Origin of the sequence: Seonamhaeicola sp. S2-3, assembly GCF_001971785.1 — a bacterium.
In the GTDB taxonomy this organism is placed as follows: Bacteria; Bacteroidota; Bacteroidia; order Flavobacteriales; family Flavobacteriaceae; genus Seonamhaeicola.
Window position 1 is genome coordinate 2,486,487 of record NZ_CP019389.1, and the last position, 18,998, is coordinate 2,505,484.

20 protein-coding genes are annotated in these 18,998 nt (G+C 31.9%); 10 read left to right on the top strand and 10 right to left on the bottom strand.

The genetic code is table 11. From position 1 onward, the window contains the following. Window positions 1-6: 6 nt before the first annotated feature. Together BWZ22_RS10795 and BWZ22_RS10800 are read right to left on the bottom strand one after the other, a co-directional pair. On the bottom strand, window positions 7-600 hold the full coding sequence (locus BWZ22_RS10795) for a pseudouridine synthase (protein WP_076699951.1): 594 nt from the start codon (window positions 598-600) through the stop codon (window positions 7-9). Continuing rightward, entirely contained in the window at window positions 587-2,872 is a 2,286-nt protein-coding gene (locus BWZ22_RS10800) for a type IA DNA topoisomerase (protein ID WP_076699953.1), read from the bottom strand. The genes BWZ22_RS10795 and BWZ22_RS10800 overlap by 14 nt, the downstream gene beginning before the upstream one ends. Window positions 2,873-3,089: 217 nt before the next feature. Between BWZ22_RS10800 and BWZ22_RS10805 the strand changes: the two genes are divergently transcribed. The 8 genes from BWZ22_RS10805 (at window position 3,090) to BWZ22_RS10845 (ending at window position 9,453) form a co-directional block, all read left to right on the top strand. Further along, on the top strand, window positions 3,090-4,094 hold the full coding sequence (locus BWZ22_RS10805; protein ID WP_076699954.1) for a sugar kinase: 1,005 nt from the start codon (window positions 3,090-3,092) through the stop codon (window positions 4,092-4,094). Between the two features lie 157 nt (window positions 4,095-4,251). Further along, window positions 4,252-4,983: an energy transducer TonB gene (locus BWZ22_RS10810; RefSeq protein WP_076699956.1), complete on the top strand. Its 732-nt coding sequence runs from the start codon at window positions 4,252-4,254 to the stop codon at window positions 4,981-4,983. Between the two features lie 198 nt (window positions 4,984-5,181). Next, a complete protein-coding gene (locus tag BWZ22_RS10815; RefSeq protein ID WP_076699957.1) occupies window positions 5,182-5,805 on the top strand; it encodes a M48 family metallopeptidase in 624 nt (207 codons plus the stop codon). Between the two features lie 23 nt (window positions 5,806-5,828). After that, complete coding sequence (locus BWZ22_RS10820; RefSeq protein ID WP_076699959.1) at window positions 5,829-7,175, top strand: histidine kinase; 1,347 nt, start codon at window positions 5,829-5,831, stop codon at window positions 7,173-7,175. 14 nt (window positions 7,176-7,189) lie between these two features. Beyond that, a complete protein-coding gene (locus tag BWZ22_RS10825) occupies window positions 7,190-7,504 on the top strand; it encodes a 2TM domain-containing protein (protein WP_076702449.1) in 315 nt (104 codons plus the stop codon). A gap of 2 nt (window positions 7,505-7,506) precedes the next feature. After that, window positions 7,507-7,836: a 2TM domain-containing protein gene (locus tag BWZ22_RS10830; protein WP_076699960.1), complete on the top strand. Its 330-nt coding sequence runs from the start codon at window positions 7,507-7,509 to the stop codon at window positions 7,834-7,836. A 9-nt stretch (window positions 7,837-7,845) separates the two neighbouring features. Then, window positions 7,846-8,601: a LytTR family DNA-binding domain-containing protein gene (locus BWZ22_RS10835; protein ID WP_076699962.1), complete on the top strand. Its 756-nt coding sequence runs from the start codon at window positions 7,846-7,848 to the stop codon at window positions 8,599-8,601. A 399-nt stretch (window positions 8,602-9,000) separates the two neighbouring features. Continuing rightward, a complete protein-coding gene (locus tag BWZ22_RS10845; protein WP_076699965.1) occupies window positions 9,001-9,453 on the top strand; it encodes a hypothetical protein in 453 nt (150 codons plus the stop codon). Window positions 9,454-9,555: 102 nt separating this feature from the next. Here the strand turns inward: BWZ22_RS10845 and BWZ22_RS10850 are convergent, their stop codons facing one another. Genes BWZ22_RS10850 through BWZ22_RS10860 form a run of 3 tightly spaced genes read right to left on the bottom strand, consistent with a single transcriptional unit; the run spans window position 9,556 to window position 12,584 of the window. Beyond that, complete coding sequence (locus tag BWZ22_RS10850; protein WP_076699966.1) at window positions 9,556-10,728, bottom strand: LETM1-related biofilm-associated protein; 1,173 nt, start codon at window positions 10,726-10,728, stop codon at window positions 9,556-9,558. Window positions 10,729-10,785: 57 nt separating this feature from the next. Continuing rightward, window positions 10,786-11,946 (bottom strand): acetylornithine deacetylase, encoded by a 1,161-nt coding sequence (argE, locus tag BWZ22_RS10855; RefSeq protein ID WP_076699968.1) that lies wholly within the window; start codon window positions 11,944-11,946, stop codon window positions 10,786-10,788. Between the two features lie 11 nt (window positions 11,947-11,957). After that, window positions 11,958-12,584 carry a YceI family protein gene (locus BWZ22_RS10860; RefSeq protein WP_076699969.1) on the bottom strand — a complete coding sequence of 209 codons (627 nt, stop codon included), beginning with the start codon at window positions 12,582-12,584 and terminating at the stop codon, window positions 11,958-11,960. 213 nt (window positions 12,585-12,797) lie between these two features. Here BWZ22_RS10860 and hemN point away from each other — a divergent pair, with 213 nt between their 5' ends. Then, the gene (gene hemN / locus BWZ22_RS10865) at window positions 12,798-14,162 is read left to right on the top strand and encodes an oxygen-independent coproporphyrinogen III oxidase (RefSeq protein ID WP_076702452.1); all 1,365 of its coding nucleotides are present in this window, start codon (window positions 12,798-12,800) and stop codon (window positions 14,160-14,162) included. 19 nt (window positions 14,163-14,181) lie between these two features. Beyond that, window positions 14,182-15,012 carry a universal stress protein gene (locus BWZ22_RS10870; RefSeq protein ID WP_076702454.1) on the top strand — a complete coding sequence of 277 codons (831 nt, stop codon included), beginning with the start codon at window positions 14,182-14,184 and terminating at the stop codon, window positions 15,010-15,012. An 83-nt stretch (window positions 15,013-15,095) separates the two neighbouring features. Here BWZ22_RS10870 and BWZ22_RS10875 read toward each other — a convergent pair whose 3' ends face one another. The 5 genes from BWZ22_RS10875 to BWZ22_RS16895 form a co-directional block, all read right to left on the bottom strand. After that, entirely contained in the window at window positions 15,096-15,797 is a 702-nt protein-coding gene (locus BWZ22_RS10875) for a sulfite exporter TauE/SafE family protein (protein ID WP_076699971.1), read from the bottom strand. 2 nt (window positions 15,798-15,799) lie between these two features. After that, window positions 15,800-16,246, bottom strand: a complete 447-nt coding sequence (locus BWZ22_RS10880; protein ID WP_076699972.1) for a FixH family protein — start codon at window positions 16,244-16,246, stop codon at window positions 15,800-15,802. Window positions 16,247-16,387: 141 nt separating this feature from the next. Then, window positions 16,388-17,812, bottom strand: coding sequence for a cytochrome c oxidase accessory protein CcoG (ccoG, locus tag BWZ22_RS10885; protein WP_076699974.1), 1,425 nt, complete (start codon window positions 17,810-17,812; stop codon window positions 16,388-16,390). A gap of 58 nt (window positions 17,813-17,870) precedes the next feature. Beyond that, window positions 17,871-18,803, bottom strand: a complete 933-nt coding sequence (locus BWZ22_RS10890) for a cbb3-type cytochrome c oxidase N-terminal domain-containing protein (RefSeq protein WP_076699975.1) — start codon at window positions 18,801-18,803, stop codon at window positions 17,871-17,873. Continuing rightward, entirely contained in the window at window positions 18,800-18,985 is a 186-nt protein-coding gene (locus tag BWZ22_RS16895) for a cytochrome C oxidase subunit IV (RefSeq protein ID WP_076699976.1), read from the bottom strand. Before BWZ22_RS16895 ends, BWZ22_RS10890 begins: the two co-directional genes overlap by 4 nt. Between the last annotated feature and the right edge of the window lie 13 nt (window positions 18,986-18,998).

Below are 18,998 nucleotides of genomic sequence, written 5' to 3' on the forward strand. Positions count from 1 at the left end.
TTTGCTTCAATCCCTAACGCAAAAGTCAGCTACCTCTATAACATCACCAACCTGCATGTTTTTTAAGTAAATATTGCCAACTCTTACGCGCACTAAACGTAGGGTAGGAAACCCAACTGCCGATGTCATTTTGCGTACCTGCCTAAACTTACCTTCTTTTAAGGTTATAGAAATCCAACTTGTTGGTCCATGTCTGGCATCTCTTATTTTTTTAGATCGAACAGGTAATTGCGGACTTTCATTAAGTTTAAAAGCTTTACAGGGTTTAGTGAGGTACTTTTTACCATTAAAACCAATTTTTACACCAGATTGTAATTTTTCAATAGCATTTAAAGTTATATCACCATCAACTAGTGCGTAGTATTCTTTTTCAACTTTTTGACTATTAATAAAGTCGCTCATTTTTCCATCAGTAGTAAGTAGCAATAAACCTTCAGATTTTTCATCTAGCCTACCAATAGCCATAATACCTTCAGGAAAATCATATAATTCTCCTAAAAAACGTTTACGTTGTTGTTTAGAATCGTGACTTTTAAACTGGCTTAAATACCCGTAAGGTTTATAAATAATATAGTGTTTGTGGTTGCTAGTAGTTGTCATTTAAAATTTTGTAAACCAATTCTTTGGTGGCTTTTTGTCCGTTAATTTTACTTCTAACCACATCAAAAGTTACTTTAAAATCACACCCTGATTTATAGTTACTACAACCATAGGCAGTTTTTCCTTTTACAATGGTTCCTTTTTTGCATTTAGGACATGTGTTTTCTTTGGTTTTTGCTTTAGCAGATGTTTTTTTAGGTTCAAGTTTTAATTGAAAATTATCATCAAAACGTAATAAACCTTCAACAGTTCCTGCTTCTGTTTTAAAGCCTTTTAAATTAACTGTACTTCCTTTTTGAAGCAATCGTATAAACTGTTTTTCTGATATTTTTTTGTCGTGAACTTTAAAAGGCAGTGTAAAATTACACCCGTTTTTGTAATTGCTACAACCATAGGCTGTTTTGCCTTTTAGTAGCTTGCCAGTTTTACATTTAGGGCAAGTTTCATTTGTAATACCAGTGTTTTTTTTAGGTTTAGCTTTATTTTTTTTGGCATTAGCTTCGTACGATATGTTGGCACGTTTGGTTTCACTACGTACTTCATATACTAAAGCATCTACCATGCGTTTCATGTTTTTTATAAAAGCGCCTGCACTAAACTTGCCTTTTTCAATATCTTTTAATTGTTTTTCCCAACGTCCTGTTAATTCAGCAGATTTTAATAAGTCATTTTGAATGGTATCAATTAGTTGTATACCTGTTTCTGTGGGTAATACTTGTTTTTTATTTCGCTTTATATATTTTCTTTTAAAAAGCGTTTCTATAATATTGGCTCTGGTAGAAGGTCTTCCAATACCATTCTCTTTCATTAAATCGCGCATTTCTTCATCATCAACTTGCTTTCCTGCTGTTTCCATAGCGCGTAACAATGAAGCTTCTGTAAACTGATTGGGTGGTTTGGTTTGTTTTTCTAAAAACGAAGGTTCATGCGGACCTTTTTCGCCTTTTTCAAACGTAGGTAAAATATTAGGTTCTTTGTCTTTAATGTTAGGAGATTCAAATACCACGCGCCACCCTTTATCTAAAATTTCTTTACCAGTGGTTTTAAAAGAAACATTGGCTGCTTTACCAATTACGTTGGTGTTGGCAACAGAACAATCATCATAAAAAACGGCAATAAAACGCCTTACAATAATATCATAAACTTGTTGCTGATTTGCTTGCAACCTTGTTTGTATTCCTGTTGGAATTATGGCGTGGTGATCTGTTACTTTTTTATCGTTAAAAACCTTAGCAGATTTTTTTATTTTTTTACCAAGTAGTGGTTGTGTTAAATGCGAGTAACTGGTTAGTTTTTTTAAAATACCTTCAACTTTTGGGTAAATATCATTTGGTAAAAAAGTGGTATCAACTCTGGGGTAGGTTACAACTTTTTGTTCATATAAACCTTGAACAATTTTAAGTGTATCATCTGCAGATAAGCCAAATTTGGTATTGCAATATACTTGTAATCCTGTTAAATCAAATAGTTTTGGGGCGTATTCTTTACCTTTCTTTTTGGTTATAGATACAATTTCAAAATCACTCTCTTTAACTTTATCGGCTAAAATTTGCCCGTCTTCTTTTTTAAAAAACCTACCTTCTTCATAGCTAAAAAGCGTATCTCTGTATTTAGTTTGTAGTTCCCAATAGGGTACAGGTTTAAAGTTTTCAATTTCTTTAAACCGGTTAACTACCATGGCTAGGGTTGGAGTTTGTACTCTACCAACCGATAAGACTTGCTTATAACCACCGTGTTTTACTGTGTATAATCTTGTGGCGTTAATGCCTAATAACCAATCGCCAATAGCGCGAGAAAAACCAGCGTAATATAAATTATCGTAATCAGAGGCGGGTTTTAAATTTTCAAACCCTTCTTTAATAGCTTCGGTGGTAAGAGATGAAATCCATAAACGCTTTACTTCACCTTTATAATTGGCTTCATTCATTACCCAGCGTTGAATGAGTTCTCCTTCTTGTCCGGCATCACCGCAGTTTATAACAACATCGGCTTTTTCAAATAAACTTTTAACAATATTAAATTGTTTTTTTATGCCCGAATTAGAGACTACTTTTACTTCAAATTTTTCGGGTAGCATGGGTAGGTTGTTTAAATCCCAACTTTTCCAATAGGGTTTGTAATCTACCGGTTCTTTAAGGGTGCATAAATGCCCAAAAGTGTAGGTTACGGCATACCCGTTGCCTTCAAAATAACCATCGTGTTTGGTCTTAGCACCTAAAACAGAAGCAATTTCTCTAGCTACACTTGGTTTTTCAGCAATACAAACTTTCATTTATGTTCCTTCATTTTTAACAACGCAAAATATGAATTTCGGTATTTTTAACATAGCAGAGTTATTAGGAGTTATTAACTAATTTTGGGGCAGATTAGCTATTATATTTCTGAATTGTAATATAATTAACAAATTGGTTAACCAATTTTTAGATATTTCTGTACTTTTTTTAGTTGTCCTTAGTATCTTGCAAAACAAAAACTAAAAATAATTTTTAATGGGTCAAGTAATAACATTTGGTGAGGTTTTAATGCGTATTTCACCTAGGGGTAAAAAGAAGTTTATGCAGTCTAACGTTATTGAATTCTTTTTTGGCGGAACAGAATTAAACGTTGGTATTTCTATAGCCAATTTTGGAGGGAAAGTAAAACACATAAGTGTTGTTTCTGATGATTTTATAGGCGAAACCGCTATAGCATATATTAATAAATTTGGAGTAAGTACGTCATCAATAGCGTTATCTAAACGGCCATTAGGTGTGTATTTTTTAGAAATAGGTGCTGTAATGCGCCCCAGTGCAATTTCATACAATCGGTCGCATTCTGCTTTTTCTGAAATAAAACCAGATATGGTTAATTGGGAAAAAGCTTTAAGAAAAGGTGAGTGGTTTCATTGGACAGGAATTACACCGGCATTATCTCAAGCTGCTTTTGATATTTTAAAAGAAGGCTTAACACTTGCTAGAGAACGCGGAATGACCGTTTCTGCAGACCCTACATACAGAAGTGGATTGTGGAAATACGGTAAAAACCCTAAAGAAGCATTAACAGAACTGTTACAACTTTCAACAATTTTTATTGGAGGAATTAATGAAATTAATGAAGTGCTAGGTACTAATTATTCTTATTCAAATGAAGATTTTATTAAAGCCTCTAAAGAGTTAATGCAAACGTTTCCTTCTATAGAAAAAGTGTTTGATAAAATTAGAACTTCTGTAAATTCATCATGGCATAAAATACGTGCAAGAATGTGGAATGGTGTTGAGTTTAGAGAAACTGAAGATTTAGATATTACACATGTTGTAGACCGCATAGGTACAGGCGATGCGTTTGCAGGAGGTTTAATTTACGGGCTACAAAATTACGATGACTATAAAGCTATGGAGTTTGCCAGTGCTGCATGTGCCTTAAAACACACTTATGAAGGCGATGTTAATTTAGCCTCTGTAAAAGATGTTACGGCTATATTAGAAGGCAATATTTCTGGAAGGTTGCAGCGATAATACAAAAAAATAATAATTGGGTTTATAGGTTTAAAATCAAGTGTTTATGTGGTTTTTGCTTGAGTGAATTTTATATGGTTAGTCTCTAATTAACATGATATTTATCATAGTTTTTTATGGTTTAAAATCATAACTTCAAGGTATAAATATTAGAGTCATGAAACCAAAAAAGAATCCAAACGTAGAGATAGGCCGTAATAGCAGCTTGTATTTTGCTATTGGTCTTAATTTGATGTTACTTCTTTCGTGGCGAATGTTAGAGTTCAAGACCTACGATAAAGAGGTTGTATCTATCGATGTAGTAGAGGTAGAAAGTGAATTTGAAGAAGAAATTCCAATTGTAAATCAAATTGCACCGCCACCACCTCCACCACCTCCAGTTTCAATACAAGAAAATTTGCAAATTGTAGAAGATGCTGTAGAGGTTGAAGAAACCATTATAGAGAGTACAGAAATTACTCAAGAAGATGCTATTGCTGATGTAGTAGTAGATGTAAGTGATGTTGAAGTTGAAGAAGTTGAAGAAGATGTACAAGTAGCCTTTGCTGTAATTGAAGATGTACCAGTATTTCCAGGCTGCGAGGGTTTATCTAAAGCAAAAACAAAAGCATGTTTTCAAAAGAAAATTCAAGAACATGTTGTAAAACATTTTACTTACCCAGAAGCTGCATTAGAGTTAGGTATACAAGGAAGAGTATCTGTAATTTTTATGATAGATTCTAAAGGTTATGTAACCGGAATACGTTCTAGAGGTCCAGATAAACTATTAGAAAAAGAAGCAGAACGTATTATAGGATTGTTACCACAAATGCAACCTGGTAAACAAAGAGGCAAACCAGTTAAAGTATCTTATGCTGTACCTATATTTTTCAAATATGAGGGACTGTAAATAGATTTCTTTATATCAATGTGGGGAACCAAGAGGTATTTAATTATATTTCTTGGTTTTTTGTTTTAGTAGGTGTGTTTACAGTTCGTCTTAATAAAATAACAGTTCGGTCATTCACTTTTTAAAACCCTTGGTTTAAGTAGGATATTTGAACCACAATTAAAAAACGAACAGTTAACAATTTAAAACTTTAAACACATGAAACATTTAATTATTATTGCTACAATTTTAGTTTCAGGATTTGTACAATCTCAAACTAACTATGAAAAAGGTATGAACAAAGCCTTTGAAATTTGGAGTAGTGGTAACCCTACCGAAGCTTCTAATTTATTTGAACGTATAGCTACAGCAGAAGCCGATAATTGGTTACCACCTTATTATGCTGCTCAAGTAAATATTTTAAGTAGTTTTGGTGAAAAGGATAAAGAAAAAATAACGGCGCAACTTAAAAAGGCTCAAGATTTTATTAATGATGCTACAGCTATTTCAAAAAACAATCCAGAAATTATGGTAATGCAAGCTTTGCTATATACCGCTTGGGTAGCTTTTGATGGTGCTAATTACGGTATGACCATGTCTCCTAAAGTTGTAGAGCAATACGCAAAGGCAAAGGCTATAGACCCCAATAATCCAAGGGTGATTTATTGTGAAGCCGAATGGAATATTGGTGGAGCGCGCTTTTTTGGTCAAGACACATCGGTATTTTGTAAAGATTTAGAAAAGGCCTTAGAACTTTTTGCTAATTTTAAACCAGAAACTGCATTTCATCCTAATTGGGGAAAAGAGCGTGCTGAAATGTTATTAAAATCTTGCCAAAAATAATTTAGTTAATAAGAAGCTTAACAATGAAAAATCTCGTTAAAAATATAATCACTTCTTTCATAATTGGTATTATGATATTTATAGTAGGAAGTTTTCTTTCTAACGGATTTTATTATGAAAGTACTGAAGATTTTCTGTTAAGCTTTGTAATTTATCAACTCTATGCTTTTATAATTGGCTTTTCTAACATGTACTTTTTTCAGTATATGGAAAGTAGGCAATGGAAACGAAAGAATGCTGTAAAGCGTGTTATTCTTGGCATTTTAGGCGCCACAATTATTACCTTATTATGTTTGTTTGTACTAGATTTAATAATTTCAATAACACTAAGAGGTATAACATTTCAAGAGTTTTTAGCAAATCAATCTTTTAATAATTACAAGTTTGGATTATGGGTAACACTAACTATTGTGGTTATTTTTCATGTTATTTATTTCTACAATAAGTACCAGCAAAATAGAATTAAAGAACAAAAGGTAATTGCAGGTACAGCTAGTGCAAAGTTTGATGCTTTAAAAAACCAGTTAGACCCCCATTTTTTGTTTAACAGTTTAAATGTTTTAACAAGTTTAATAGAGGAAAATCCAGATAAGGCACAAGATTTTACAACATCGCTTTCAAAAGTATATCGTTACGTTTTAGAACAAAAAAATAAAGAATTAGTATCTGTTGATGAAGAGTTAAAATTTGCAAAAACATACATGTCTTTACTTAAAATGCGCTTTGAAGATAGTATTGTTTTTACGCTTCCAGAAAAAGCCAATAATCCAGAAAGTAAAGTAGTACCATTATCATTACAATTGCTTTTAGAAAACGCTGTAAAACACAATATGGTAACCTCTAGTAAACCGCTTCATATTAAAATTTATGAAGACAATGGTTATTTGGTTGTAGAAAACAATTTACAACCCAAGCAAATAGTAAAAAAGAGTAGTGGAGTAGGTTTAGCCAACATTGTACAGCGCTATAATTTATTAACAGAGAGAAAAGTAGATATAGTAAAAGAAACATCAAAGTTTTTAGTAGCTATACCAATGCTTACAAAACAAATATCAGTCATGAAAAGAACAACAACATCAAACAATATAGACGACAGTTACTTAAGAGCTCGTAATCATGTAGAAGAGCTTAAAGGGTTTTATTACAGCCTAGTAGCATACATTTTTGTAATACCATTTTTAATATTTATTAATTATAAAACTTACTGGGGATTTCAATGGTTTTGGTTTCCTATGTTTGGGTGGGGAATAGGTTTAGGTATTCAAGCTTTTAGAGTTTTTGTAAATAATGGTGCTTTTGGCAGAAATTGGGAAAAACGCAAAATAGAAGAATTTATGAGAGAGGAAGAAAAAAGTAACCGTTGGAACTAAAAAAAAATAGCCTTATGAAACAACTAGATTATAAAAAGGAAGAAGCTTATTTAAGAGCTCAAAAACGTCTTAAAGAACTTAAAGGCTTTTATTGGCATACCTTCTGGTATATTGTGGTAAATGTTTTTATTCTTATCATGATAGTATCTAACACAGAAGATAATATTTTTCACTTCGGTACACTAGCAACACCTCTTTTTTGGGGTATAGGTTTAGGTTTTCATGCGCTTTCAGTTTTTGGGAAAAACCTAATTTTTAGTAAGTCTTGGGAAGATAGAAAAATTAGAGAGTTCATGGAAAAAGAAGAGTTCACCGATAAATACGAATAACAATGAGTTCACAAAAAAACAAAAAAGATCAGTACCTTAAAGCCAAAGAAAGGGTAAGGAACATTAAAATTTTCTATTACCATTTAGTAGGGTACATTATTTTAGTAGCGCTACTTTTGTATAACATATATATTTTAGATGTAAATAACCCATATGCCGATTTTTTTACTTGGTTTAATTCTATAATCATAGGTGCTTGGACCATTTTTATAATACTACATGGTAGGTATGCATTAAAAGGAAAAACCATCTTTAAAAAAGATTGGGAAGACAAAAAAATGAAAGAATTTTTAGAAAACGAAACCGACGAAGAAACAACTATTTGGGAGTAAATTAAGATGATGAAAGTACTAATAATTGAAGACGAAAAACCATCAGCAAGACGCCTACAACGTATGCTAGGTAATTTAGGAATTGAAGCAAAAACCATGTTGCATTCTGTTGAAGAATCTATTGCTTGGTTTCAAAACAATGAACACCCAGATTTAATATTTTTAGATATTCAATTAAGTGATGGTTTATCGTTTGAAATATTTGAAACCATAGATATTAAGTCGGCTATAATTTTTACAACAGCCTATGATGAATATGCATTACAAGCCTTTAAGCTAAACAGTATAGATTATTTGTTAAAACCTATTGATAAAGAAGAACTAGAAATTGCTGTAAAAAAATACCAAGAACGTACTCCAAAAGTAGAAGCTGTAACTTTAGATTTTTCCGACATAAAAAAGCTACTAATAAATCCTTTAGAAAGAGAGTATAAAAAACGTTTTTCAGTAAAAGTAGGGCAGCATTTAAAACTTATTAATGTAGATGATATAGAGTGTGTTTATAGCGAAAACAAAGGCACCTATTTATATACTACCGAAGGTCGAAACTATTTGCTAGACAAAACTCTAGACCAGTTAGATGACGAGTTAGAACCTCAAACCTTTTTCCGTATAAACCGAAAGTTTTATGTAAACATTAATGCCATTAAAGATATGGTAAGTTATACCAACTCGCGTTTACAAATAAAACTAAATTCATATAAAGAACAAGATGTTATTGTAGCCAGAGAACGGGTAAAAGATTTTAAAGCGTGGTTGGAGTAGGGTGGAATTTTGTTTAGCGTGACTTGTATATGAAAAGTAGCGTGTAAATAAACACATACTTTTCCGACTAAAATAGCGTTAAAATATATGACTTAACATACGTTTGGCATAAAATTAGCTGTTTTTATATACATTGTTGAGTTGCGTTTTTATTAATTCAGTTAATTTTATATATTTATTACATACATTTGCAAAAACTTTCAAAATATGAATGCTGTTAAAAACATGAAATATCCTGTTCAGTTTGATTCTTCTAAAAGGATTTTTTATGAATTTGATTCGTTTGTTAGCTTTTTTAAGAGAAATAAAAAATCTATTAAATCCGTTAAAATCAACCCTCCAAGAATTGGTTCAAATAATTTTGGTTCAGTTGAAGTTACAGTAAAGCGCAAATAAAATATGGCAAAAAATCAAGCCTCCAACCGCAATAATGGTAATAATTCAAAGCCTCCATTAGATTTAGTAACCCAGTTTTTAGAAAACCAAAGCAAAGAACTCGATAATGCAACTCAAGAAATTGAGTTAAAGAAGCTAAATGAGCAAAATGCTTTTGCTTATGGTTGTAAGGCTTTAGAAGCTCAAAAGGAAGACCGTAAAGAACAAAGAGAGCAAATGACTCTTTTTATGAAATATGGTTTTTGGTTAACTATTGTCATTTTGATACTAATGGCTGCCTTTGTAGGTGGCTGTATTTATACAGATAATATTGCGATAATTGTTTCTGTACTGAAAGTAATGACTTATGTTCTACCGTCTGCAATTGGCGGTTATTTTGTCGGTTTAAACAGAGGAAAAAAATCTTCTGGTGGAAACGAACCAACAACATACTCAGAGGTTGTAGATGACGAGTAATTCAAATGCAGCACAACTTAGGAATATACGTCGTTTTAATAACTTATATCCAACGTTAAACGAAAGCAGCTAATTTTTCGTACAAAATCAAGTTAGCAAATACTAATCATCAATTCGGTTTTCATCAAAAGCAGAGGGTAGTAATTTAGGTATAAACTTTACAACTAAAGGCAATAACAAAGCGCCACCAGGTAGCATAAAAATAGCTAAACTTGGTATAGATTTAAAAATATCTAGCAATTGGTCTTGTACTTTTTTTTGCTCCTCTTCATTTAAATCTCTTACGGTAGATTGTGTTAATAATACCATGAGTTCTTTGCTATCTTTTAACTCTTGGTATAGGCGTTTGCTGTTTCTTTTTATAAGCTTTGTTACCATTTTACTAGAGTTGTTATAAAAACTCTGTACAATGTTTTTAGAGCTCAATAGTGCAATATTGTTTTTGTTTAATGAGTAAAATAGGTTGATAGAACTTATAGATTCTTTTATTCTGTCTTTTGCAATCTCTAAATCGGTACCTAGTTTAATTAAAAAACGTTGTTCGCTTTTATCAATTTTTTTATCGGTCCAAGTGGCCATACAAGCTAAATCTAAAAGGTAACTTTTTTCAAGGTTAGATTTTATGTTTTTAATAGCATTAGCGTACTCTAACGGATTGCTGTTATGATAACGAAAAGACGATTCTAAAAGCTTAATTAAACTACTGTCATAGGTGTTTATTTTGGCTTTAGAATTTAATACATTTAAAATAATAGATTCTATAGAGGCTTCTAAGTTTTTTAAATATTCTATAGAAATAGATTGCTTTTTAAGGTATTCCTGATAGGCTAAAACATCAATATACAAAAGGGCATTTATAATAAAATATTTGAAGTTTTTGGTGAGTACATTGGCATCAATTTGTATGCGCTTGTGTATAATTTTTTCTAACTGTTCACTAGATTTTTTACCACCTAAAAGTTCTTGAAAAAAAGATGTTTTTAGTTCGTTAATTTCAGTGTAAAAATTAATAACGCTGTCAATAAAGTCAACTTCAGATTTAGATTTATGGTGCGTAAATAAAAGCGCTAAAAGTAAATTGGTTTTAGATAATTCTTCTTCAGAAAGCACATTGTTAATATCTAAATCTATTACCAATTTTAAATTGCTCCCATAAATAAACCCAGAAGCACGTAGTGCTGCGTAAAAATTGGTCTCTTTTAAGTCTAAAAAAGCCCTGTTTTTAGAAACGTGTAAAAGTAGTTTTTTTATCCAACCTTGTGCCGATGGGTTCATAGTACAATGTTTGCGATAAATTTACACCTTATTTACAAATACCAAAAAGAAGTTGTATTAAATAGCGGTTTCTAAAAGTTTAACCAAGTTTTTAATCATTTTAGCGCCTTTGTTTAGTTGGTCTTTAGAAATAAATTCATTGGCTCTATGTGCTTGTTTAATAGAACCAGGACCACAGATAATACTTTCAAAACCAGCATTTGAAAAGTGGCCAGCTTCTGAGGCGTAGGCAACCGTATCCCAATTATAATTGCCTGTAATTTTTCCTATGAGGTTAATAGCATCAGAATCTTCGCTAGTATTTAAAGGGGGGACAATAGGATGATTTTCTACTACTTCAATTTTAAAATCTGAAAAAATAGCACGTTGTTCCTGTTCCCTAGATTTACAATAATCTTTTAATTCTTGGTATAATTGGCTTGCATTGTTTTTAGGAATGCATCTAATATCTAATGAAAGGGTAGCTTTATTGGCAATAATATTGGGTGCAATGCCCCCATTAATCATGCCTGTATGGAGTGACGAATGTGGTGGATTAAAGCGCTCATCAACACTACCAGAGGTAATTAAATCATTCATTTTTTGTTCTGCCCACATAACAATTCTAGCGGCTTCATGAACTGCACTAACCTCTTGTTTTATTCTGCTGCTATGACCTTGAGATCCATGAATTGTAATATCTATAATATGAATACTTTTATGTCCAATAACTGGTTGTAACATAGATGCTTCGCCAATAATGGCATATCTAGGCGTTTCAGAATATGTTTTTTTAATATGTGTGGCTAGAGTAGATGCCGCTAAACAACCAATTTCTTCATCGTATGAAAAGGCAAAATAAATAGGTAGTTTTAATTGGGCATTAACCATATCTGGGAGGGCTGCTAAACAGCAGGCTAAAAAACCTTTCATGTCACAACTACCTCTGGCGTATAAATTACCATCACCTTTATCAATAAGTTGAAAAGGATTGGTGTTCCAAGGTTGCCCTTTAACAGGAACTACATCGGTATGACCAGAAAGAATAACGCCGCCATCAACAGCGGGCCCTATACGGCAATGCAAAGAGGCTTTGGTATTATCCTCATTAGGAACTAATGTAGTTTTAACACCAAAGCCTTCAATATAATTTTTAATCCAATGGATGATTTCTAAATTACTTTCACCACCTAAAACAGGAAATGAAACTAATTTTTCCAGTATGGAATTAACCGTCATGTAATTAATGATTAATTTTTTCTTAGGTAAGTACTAACTTCAATAGCTACATCTTCCCAAGTTTTACTAACGCCATCGGCACCCTTATGTAAATCAAAACAAGCTTTGTTTAAAGACGCTAAAGCATCTAAAGCATTCCAATCTTTTAAATTCATAACGCCGGTTAAAGTAACGCGTCTGTCTTCTTCAATTTTAACGTCAAGCGGAATGTCATGCGTAACACCATTCATTGTAAGAGAGGCTACACAGGCATCGTTAACATAGCTTATGCTACCTTTTAAGAAATCGGTATCTAACATAACCCCAAAAAACGAGGCTTTTATTTTTGCATCACGGGTATTAGTGGCATCATTAGTAAATAAACTACTAACAGGAATTGAAAAGTTTAAACCGTTAAGTGCTTCTTGAGGAGATGCTCCTGTTTTACTTTCAAACTTCACCGTTGTAAATTCACCACCAACACCAACTTTATCAGTTGTTTTATAGGCAGTCCATTTTACTGATGTAGCCTCTGGTTTAATTACAAATTTTTCGGTTTCAACAGCTTTTGTTTCAGTAGTTTTTGTGTCTTTTTCTTTGTTTTTACAAGCAATAATACTTAAGGTTAAAGCGAATAAAATAAGACTAATTTTTTTCATAGATTTAAATTTTAAAAAGTTATAACTATTGTAATTTTTTTTAAAAAAAACGCAATTATAACCGTTTGTTAAATGCCCAAAAAGGGTTGTTTTCCGATTGTTTTTTAATAATTGGAAAGTTAATCAATAATAACATAAATACAAATAATGGTATGATATATATCATATTTTTAACAGAGTATTAATTATAATTTTGTTGTGTAAATGTTAGGTATGTCAAGAGCGTTAGTTAATAAATATAATATAGCGGGTCCGCGCTATACTAGTTATCCAACGGTTCCTTATTGGAATTTGGACACGTTTTCTTTAGATAATTGGAAGGATTCGTTAATAAAGTCTTTTAACGAAAGCAATTCTACGGAAGGTATAAGTTTATATATTCACCTTCCTTTTTGCGAAAGTTTATGCACTTTTTGCGGTTGTAATAAGCGTATTACTAAGCAACATAGTGTGGAGTCTCCTTATATTAAAGCAGTTTTAAAAGAATGGCGTTTATATTTAGAGTTGTTTAATGAAAAGCCCATTATTAAAGAAATGCATTTAGGCGGGGGTACTCCCACATTTTTTAGTCCAGAAAATTTAGAGCTATTAATTAATGGCATTCTTAAACATGCTGAACTTGCCGAACATTATGAGTTTAGTTTTGAAGGTCACCCAAATAATACCACCAAAGCACATTTACAAACTTTATATAATTTAGGCTTTAGGCGTGTTAGTTACGGGGTGCAAGATTATAATGAAACTGTTCAAAAAGCAATACACAGAATACAACCCTTTGAAAATGTTAAACAAGCTACTGAAAATGCAAGAGACATAGGGTATACATCTGTTGGTCATGATATTATTTTTGGATTACCATTTCAAAATTTAGAACATGTTAAAGAAACTATTTTAAAAACAAAAACATTATTACCAGATAGGTTGGCATTTTATAGTTACGCCCATGTACCATGGATAAAAGGTAATGGTCAACGTGGGTTTAGTGATGCAGATTTGCCATCGGCAGAATTAAAACGAGCACAATATGAATTAGGAAAAGAACTATTAGCAGAAGTAGGTTACCACGAAATTGGCATGGATCATTTTGCTTTAAAAACAGATTCGCTTTACAAATCTATGCAAATAGGTAAATTGCACAGAAATTTTATGGGCTATACAGCATCAAAAACCCAAGCTATGATTGGGTTAGGAGTGTCTTCTATTAGCGATAGTTGGTATGGCTTTTCTCAAAACGAAAAACGTATTGAAGATTATTATAAACTTTTAGGCCAAAATACAATACCAGTTTATAGGGGGCATATTTTAAATGAAGAAGATTTGATTATTAGAAGACATATTCTTAATTTGATGTGCAATTTTAAAACTATGTGGAATAAAGATTATCTTTATTTTAATGAACTTCCAGAAACTTTAATGCAATTAAAGGAAATGGAAGCAGATGGGTTACTCAATATAAATACAAATAGTATTGAAGTAACTAAAAAAGGACAGCCATTTGTTAGAAACATTTGTATGGCTTTTGATTTATTATTGCAAAGAAAACAACCTAATACACAGTTGTTTTCAATGACCGTTTAACCTATTAATGTTATATACCATGAAAAAAATTATTGTACCAATTGATTTCTCAGAATACTCAGAATACGCTTTAAAAGTAGCAGCTAAACTAGCTAAACAAAATAATTCTGAATTACTTGTTCTGCACATGTTAGAAATGTCAGACATTATGTTAACAGGAGCAGGAGAAGAACCACAAAAGATAATTTACTTTTTAAAATTAGCAGAACAACGTTTTGATGAATTTTTAAAGAAAGATTATTTAAGTGGAATAAAAATAACGCCAATTGTTAAACATTTTAAAGTGTTTAGTGAGGTGAATGAAATAGCTAAAGAGCATGGTGCCGAATTAATAGTTATGGGCTCTCATGGGGTAAGTGGTGCTAAAGAATTTTTTATAGGATCTAACACCGAGCGCGTAGTACGTAATGCAGAAATACCTGTGTTAGTAGTTAAAAATGATATTGCTAAAGTAAAATTTGAAATAGTTGTATTTGCCTGCGATTTTGAAGAAGATACTATTGAAGCGTACCTAAAAGCATCTAAAATGTTTAATAGTATGAACTCTAAAATGTACTTGGTGAATGTTAATTTGCCTAACGATAGATTTAAAAGTTCTGATGAAATAGAAAAAGAAGTAGTTAACTTTTTTACTAAAGCCGAAGCGAATTTAGATAAAATGAGTGATGTTAAATATGTATCAGACTATACCGTTGAAGATGGTATTTTAAATGCAGCTAATAAATGTGGAGCCGATTTAATTGTAGTGCCTACTCATGGTAGAAAAGGCTTAGCCCATTTCTTTCAAGGTAGTGTAGGAGAAGATGTAGCAAACCACGCTACATTACCAGTTATGACATATAAAATATAATAATATTTAAAATTTGGTTAATTAATTTCAGGAAAGGCGTCAGGTCTAATTTTTTAGATTTGGCGCTTTTCTTTTATTAGAAACTAATGGCAGTCTATAGAACTATTAACAACATCATAAACAGGAGCAGGAGATAGGTAAGGAATACCAAGCCCTAAACCTCTAAGAATAAATAAAGCACCTATAATAATTACAAAAACAGGAATAGCTTTCTGTATTTTTTGTCTGGCAGTACCTTTTAAAAGGTGGCTAGCATAAATAACAGTAGTCATTAACGGAACCGTACCTAAACCAAACAAAGCCATGTATAAACTACCTTGAAGCGCGTTAGCCTGAGAAATAGCACCAAAAACAGCCATATAAACAAGTCCGCAAGGTAAAAAACCATTTAAAAATCCAATGGTTAAAAAAGTATCGGCTGTTTTTCTTTTTAAGGCAGAGCCTAAAGCAGATTTAACTTTAGAAATTAATTTATAAATAGGTTTAAATATATTGTATTTATTCAGTTTGTTTTGAGGAATTAAAACAAGTACAATCATTAAAACTCCTATAATAATTGATAATTGTTGTTGAAAGCCAAACAAATAAAGGCTCTTGCCAATTAAACCAAAAACTAAACCAATAAGGCTATAAGCAAGTAACCTACCAATATGGTAAATTGTAATTTGAGATGCTTTTTTAACCGCATTTGTTCTGTCTACAGGTAGCATAAAAGCTATGGGTCCACACATGCCAATACAGTGAAAACTACCTAATAAACCCAAAACAAAGGCAGAGGCTAACATAATTAATAATCTATAGATTCTTTAAATAAATAAGAATTTCCATTATATTGCCAATCGATCTTAATGTTCCAACGGCCATCTACCAAACGAGAGTCAGGTATGAGCAAATGTGGATTAGATAATGAAATTGTAGTTTCAAAATCTAGTTGTTTGTTAGATGGCCTATATAGGAACATTTTTCCTGTTATTTTTTTGTAATCTATATTACTAGGAAACATAATTATTAACCCCTCTTCGGTTTTTTTATATGTAATATTTTGGCTTAAATTCTTAGCATTTTTTAATTTATCTATATCTTTTTGGTAAGCTAATTCTTCAGCATAATAATCTTCAGTAACCAAATCGTGGTCATATTTATCATTAACATTCATGGTAATAATAAAGTACATTATAAAGGCAATAAAGCCTATAAAAGCAAGTACAATTCCTGTTCCCCAATTTATCTTCATAGCTTTTTGTTTTTTATGGCATTACCCTCGCTTAAACTCGGGTCAGGCTTTCGGTAGTCGCTCTTTTCAAGGAGCTCCAACAATACCTCAATCCTTAATGCACTTATCTGGTTTTAAAATTTTTTATTCAAAACACATACTTTACTTGTAACTTCTAGGTCCTAAAAAGTTAGCAGTACAGGTTTCAATTAATTTATCATTGGCATAAACGCCTATTTTAATTTTATTTCTATCGCCAGTTAATGCAGAATTGTTTATTTCAATAAACAGGGTGCCTTCAGCAATTCCTTGACTTGGTACAACAAAGGTGTTGCTTGTAGAAACCAGTTTTAAAGTCCCTTTATGCGACAATAATTTTAAGGTCACATTTTCAATATCTTTAGTAGTTTTATTTACAAGTTTATAAGTAAATACATTGCTAATAATATTGTTTTCTTTATGTTCATATAACTGTCCAGGTAGTCTTAAAACATTAGCTTCTACTTCATTTCTTAAAAACAACATACCAGTTAACATACCAATTAAAATTGTTAATACGGCTATGTAGCCTTTCATTCTGGCAGTTAACTTAAAAGGCACTTTGTTTTTAATGTTTTCTTCACTGGCATAACGTATTAATCCTTTAGGTAAATTAATGCTTTCCATTATGTGGTCACACTCATCAATACAAGCCGTACAGTTTACACATTCTAATTGTGTACCGTTTCTAATATCAATCCCTGTTGGACAAACATGTACACATTGTAAACAATCTATACAATCTCCATGTCCTAGGGCTTCTCTATCTTCATTTTTTCTAAATTTCTTTCTGCCATTTGTCCCTTCACCACGTTTATAATCATAAGCAACAACAACAGATTTGGTGTCTAAAAGAACCCCTTGTAATCTTCCGTAAGGACAAGCAATTACACAAACCTGTTCTCTAAACCAGGCAAAAATAAAATAGAAAACCGCTGTAAAAATGATTAACGGAATTAGTGTGCCCATATGGCTAAACGGACCATCTTTTATATATTGAATAAGTCTATCACCACCAATTAAATAAGCTAAAAACACATTAGCAATTAGGAATGAAATAATTAGAAATATGGTGAGTTTTAACCCTTTTTTTCTAATTTTTTCGGCGTCCCATTTTTGTCTTGCTAGTTTGCGCTGTTTATTTCTATCGCCTTCAATCCAATATTCTATGCGTCTAAAAACCATTTCCATAAAAATGGTTTGCGGACAAATCCATCCACAGAAAATTCTACCAAAAGCCACTGTAAATAGTGTGATAAAAACCACACCAATTATCATAGATATTACAAATAAATGAAAATCTTGTGGCCAAAACGGAAACCCAAAAATATTAAAACGCCTTTCTAGTACGTTAAACATTAAAAATTGGTTGCCATTTATTTTAATAAATGGAGAAACCAATAAAAAAATTAATAGAAAATAACTAACAAGTTTTCTTCTATCATAGTATTTACCACTTGGTTTTTTAGGATATACCCAAGCACGTTTACCTTCTTCGGTAACAGTACCAATTGAATCTCTAAAGTTTTCGTTTTCTGGGGTTTCCAATTTAATTTGATTTTATAGTTTCCTTCACTTTAAAAGTAAAGGAAACCTGATCTTAATTTTAGTTTGTTGTTAATGTTGAGTCTACTACAGTTTCTGTTACAGCTTCGGCACTTTCTCCTTCTTCTACCCAAATATCACCTTCTGGAGCTTTAGGGTTTGCAGGGGTGGTTCCTTGTAAGCTTAATACATAACTAGCAACCTGCGCTATTTGAGATGGTTTTAATTGTGCTTTCCAAGCAATCATACCCTTACCAGAACGTCCACCTTCTGAAACTGTATTAAAAACATTCTTAATGCCACCACCTAGTATCCAGTGGTTATCAGTTAAGTTTGGTCCAATACCACCACCACCATCAGCCATATGACAAGCCACACAGTTGGTGTTGAATATATCTTTACCAGCTTTTAAATCTGCATCATCGGTTAAAAGTGTTACGGTATTTATATCAACTAAATCTTTAGCAGTTTTTTTGTATTCTTCAATGGCTATTCTAGCATCTGCTAATTCTGTTTCTAATTCATCAATTTGTCCTGGACCATCAAAAATATGAAATCTTATTAGGTAAACTGCGGCAAAAATTATACTAAAATAAAAGCCATATAACCACCATGGCGGTAAGTTATTGTCTAATTCTTTTATACCATCATAGTTGTGGTCTAAAATAATTTCGCTTTCTTCTTCAATAGGTTTTTGTCCTAAAAGCTTTTTGTAAGTTTCTTTAAACCAAGTGAACTGATATGCTTTTTCTTTTTCAGCTAAAAAGCGCGCTTTAGCTTCTTCATCTAGTTTATGAAGCATTACATTTTCAAGAGCTCCTATAATAGCTTCAATAGCAATAAGTATTAACAATACTAATAAGAGAAATAAAAGTACTGCGGGATATTCTATGAAGGCTGGTTTTTCGCCTGAGTCTATAAAAAATTCTACAATTCCGAAGATGATGAAGAATACTACGGGTACTCTTACCCAAGATGGAACTAATTTTCTCATAATGTGTCGTCGTTTTGGTTGTCTAAAGGTATATTGCTAACAGTTTTTATGTAGTCTTTTTTTGCGGTAATAACCCACCAAAACAGTGCTACAAAAAAGATAAAAAAGATAAGTAAGGAGATAATTGGGAAAATTTCTACCCCGCTTATGGTCTCCATATGATTTTTTACAAATTTCAACATAGTTTCTACTTTT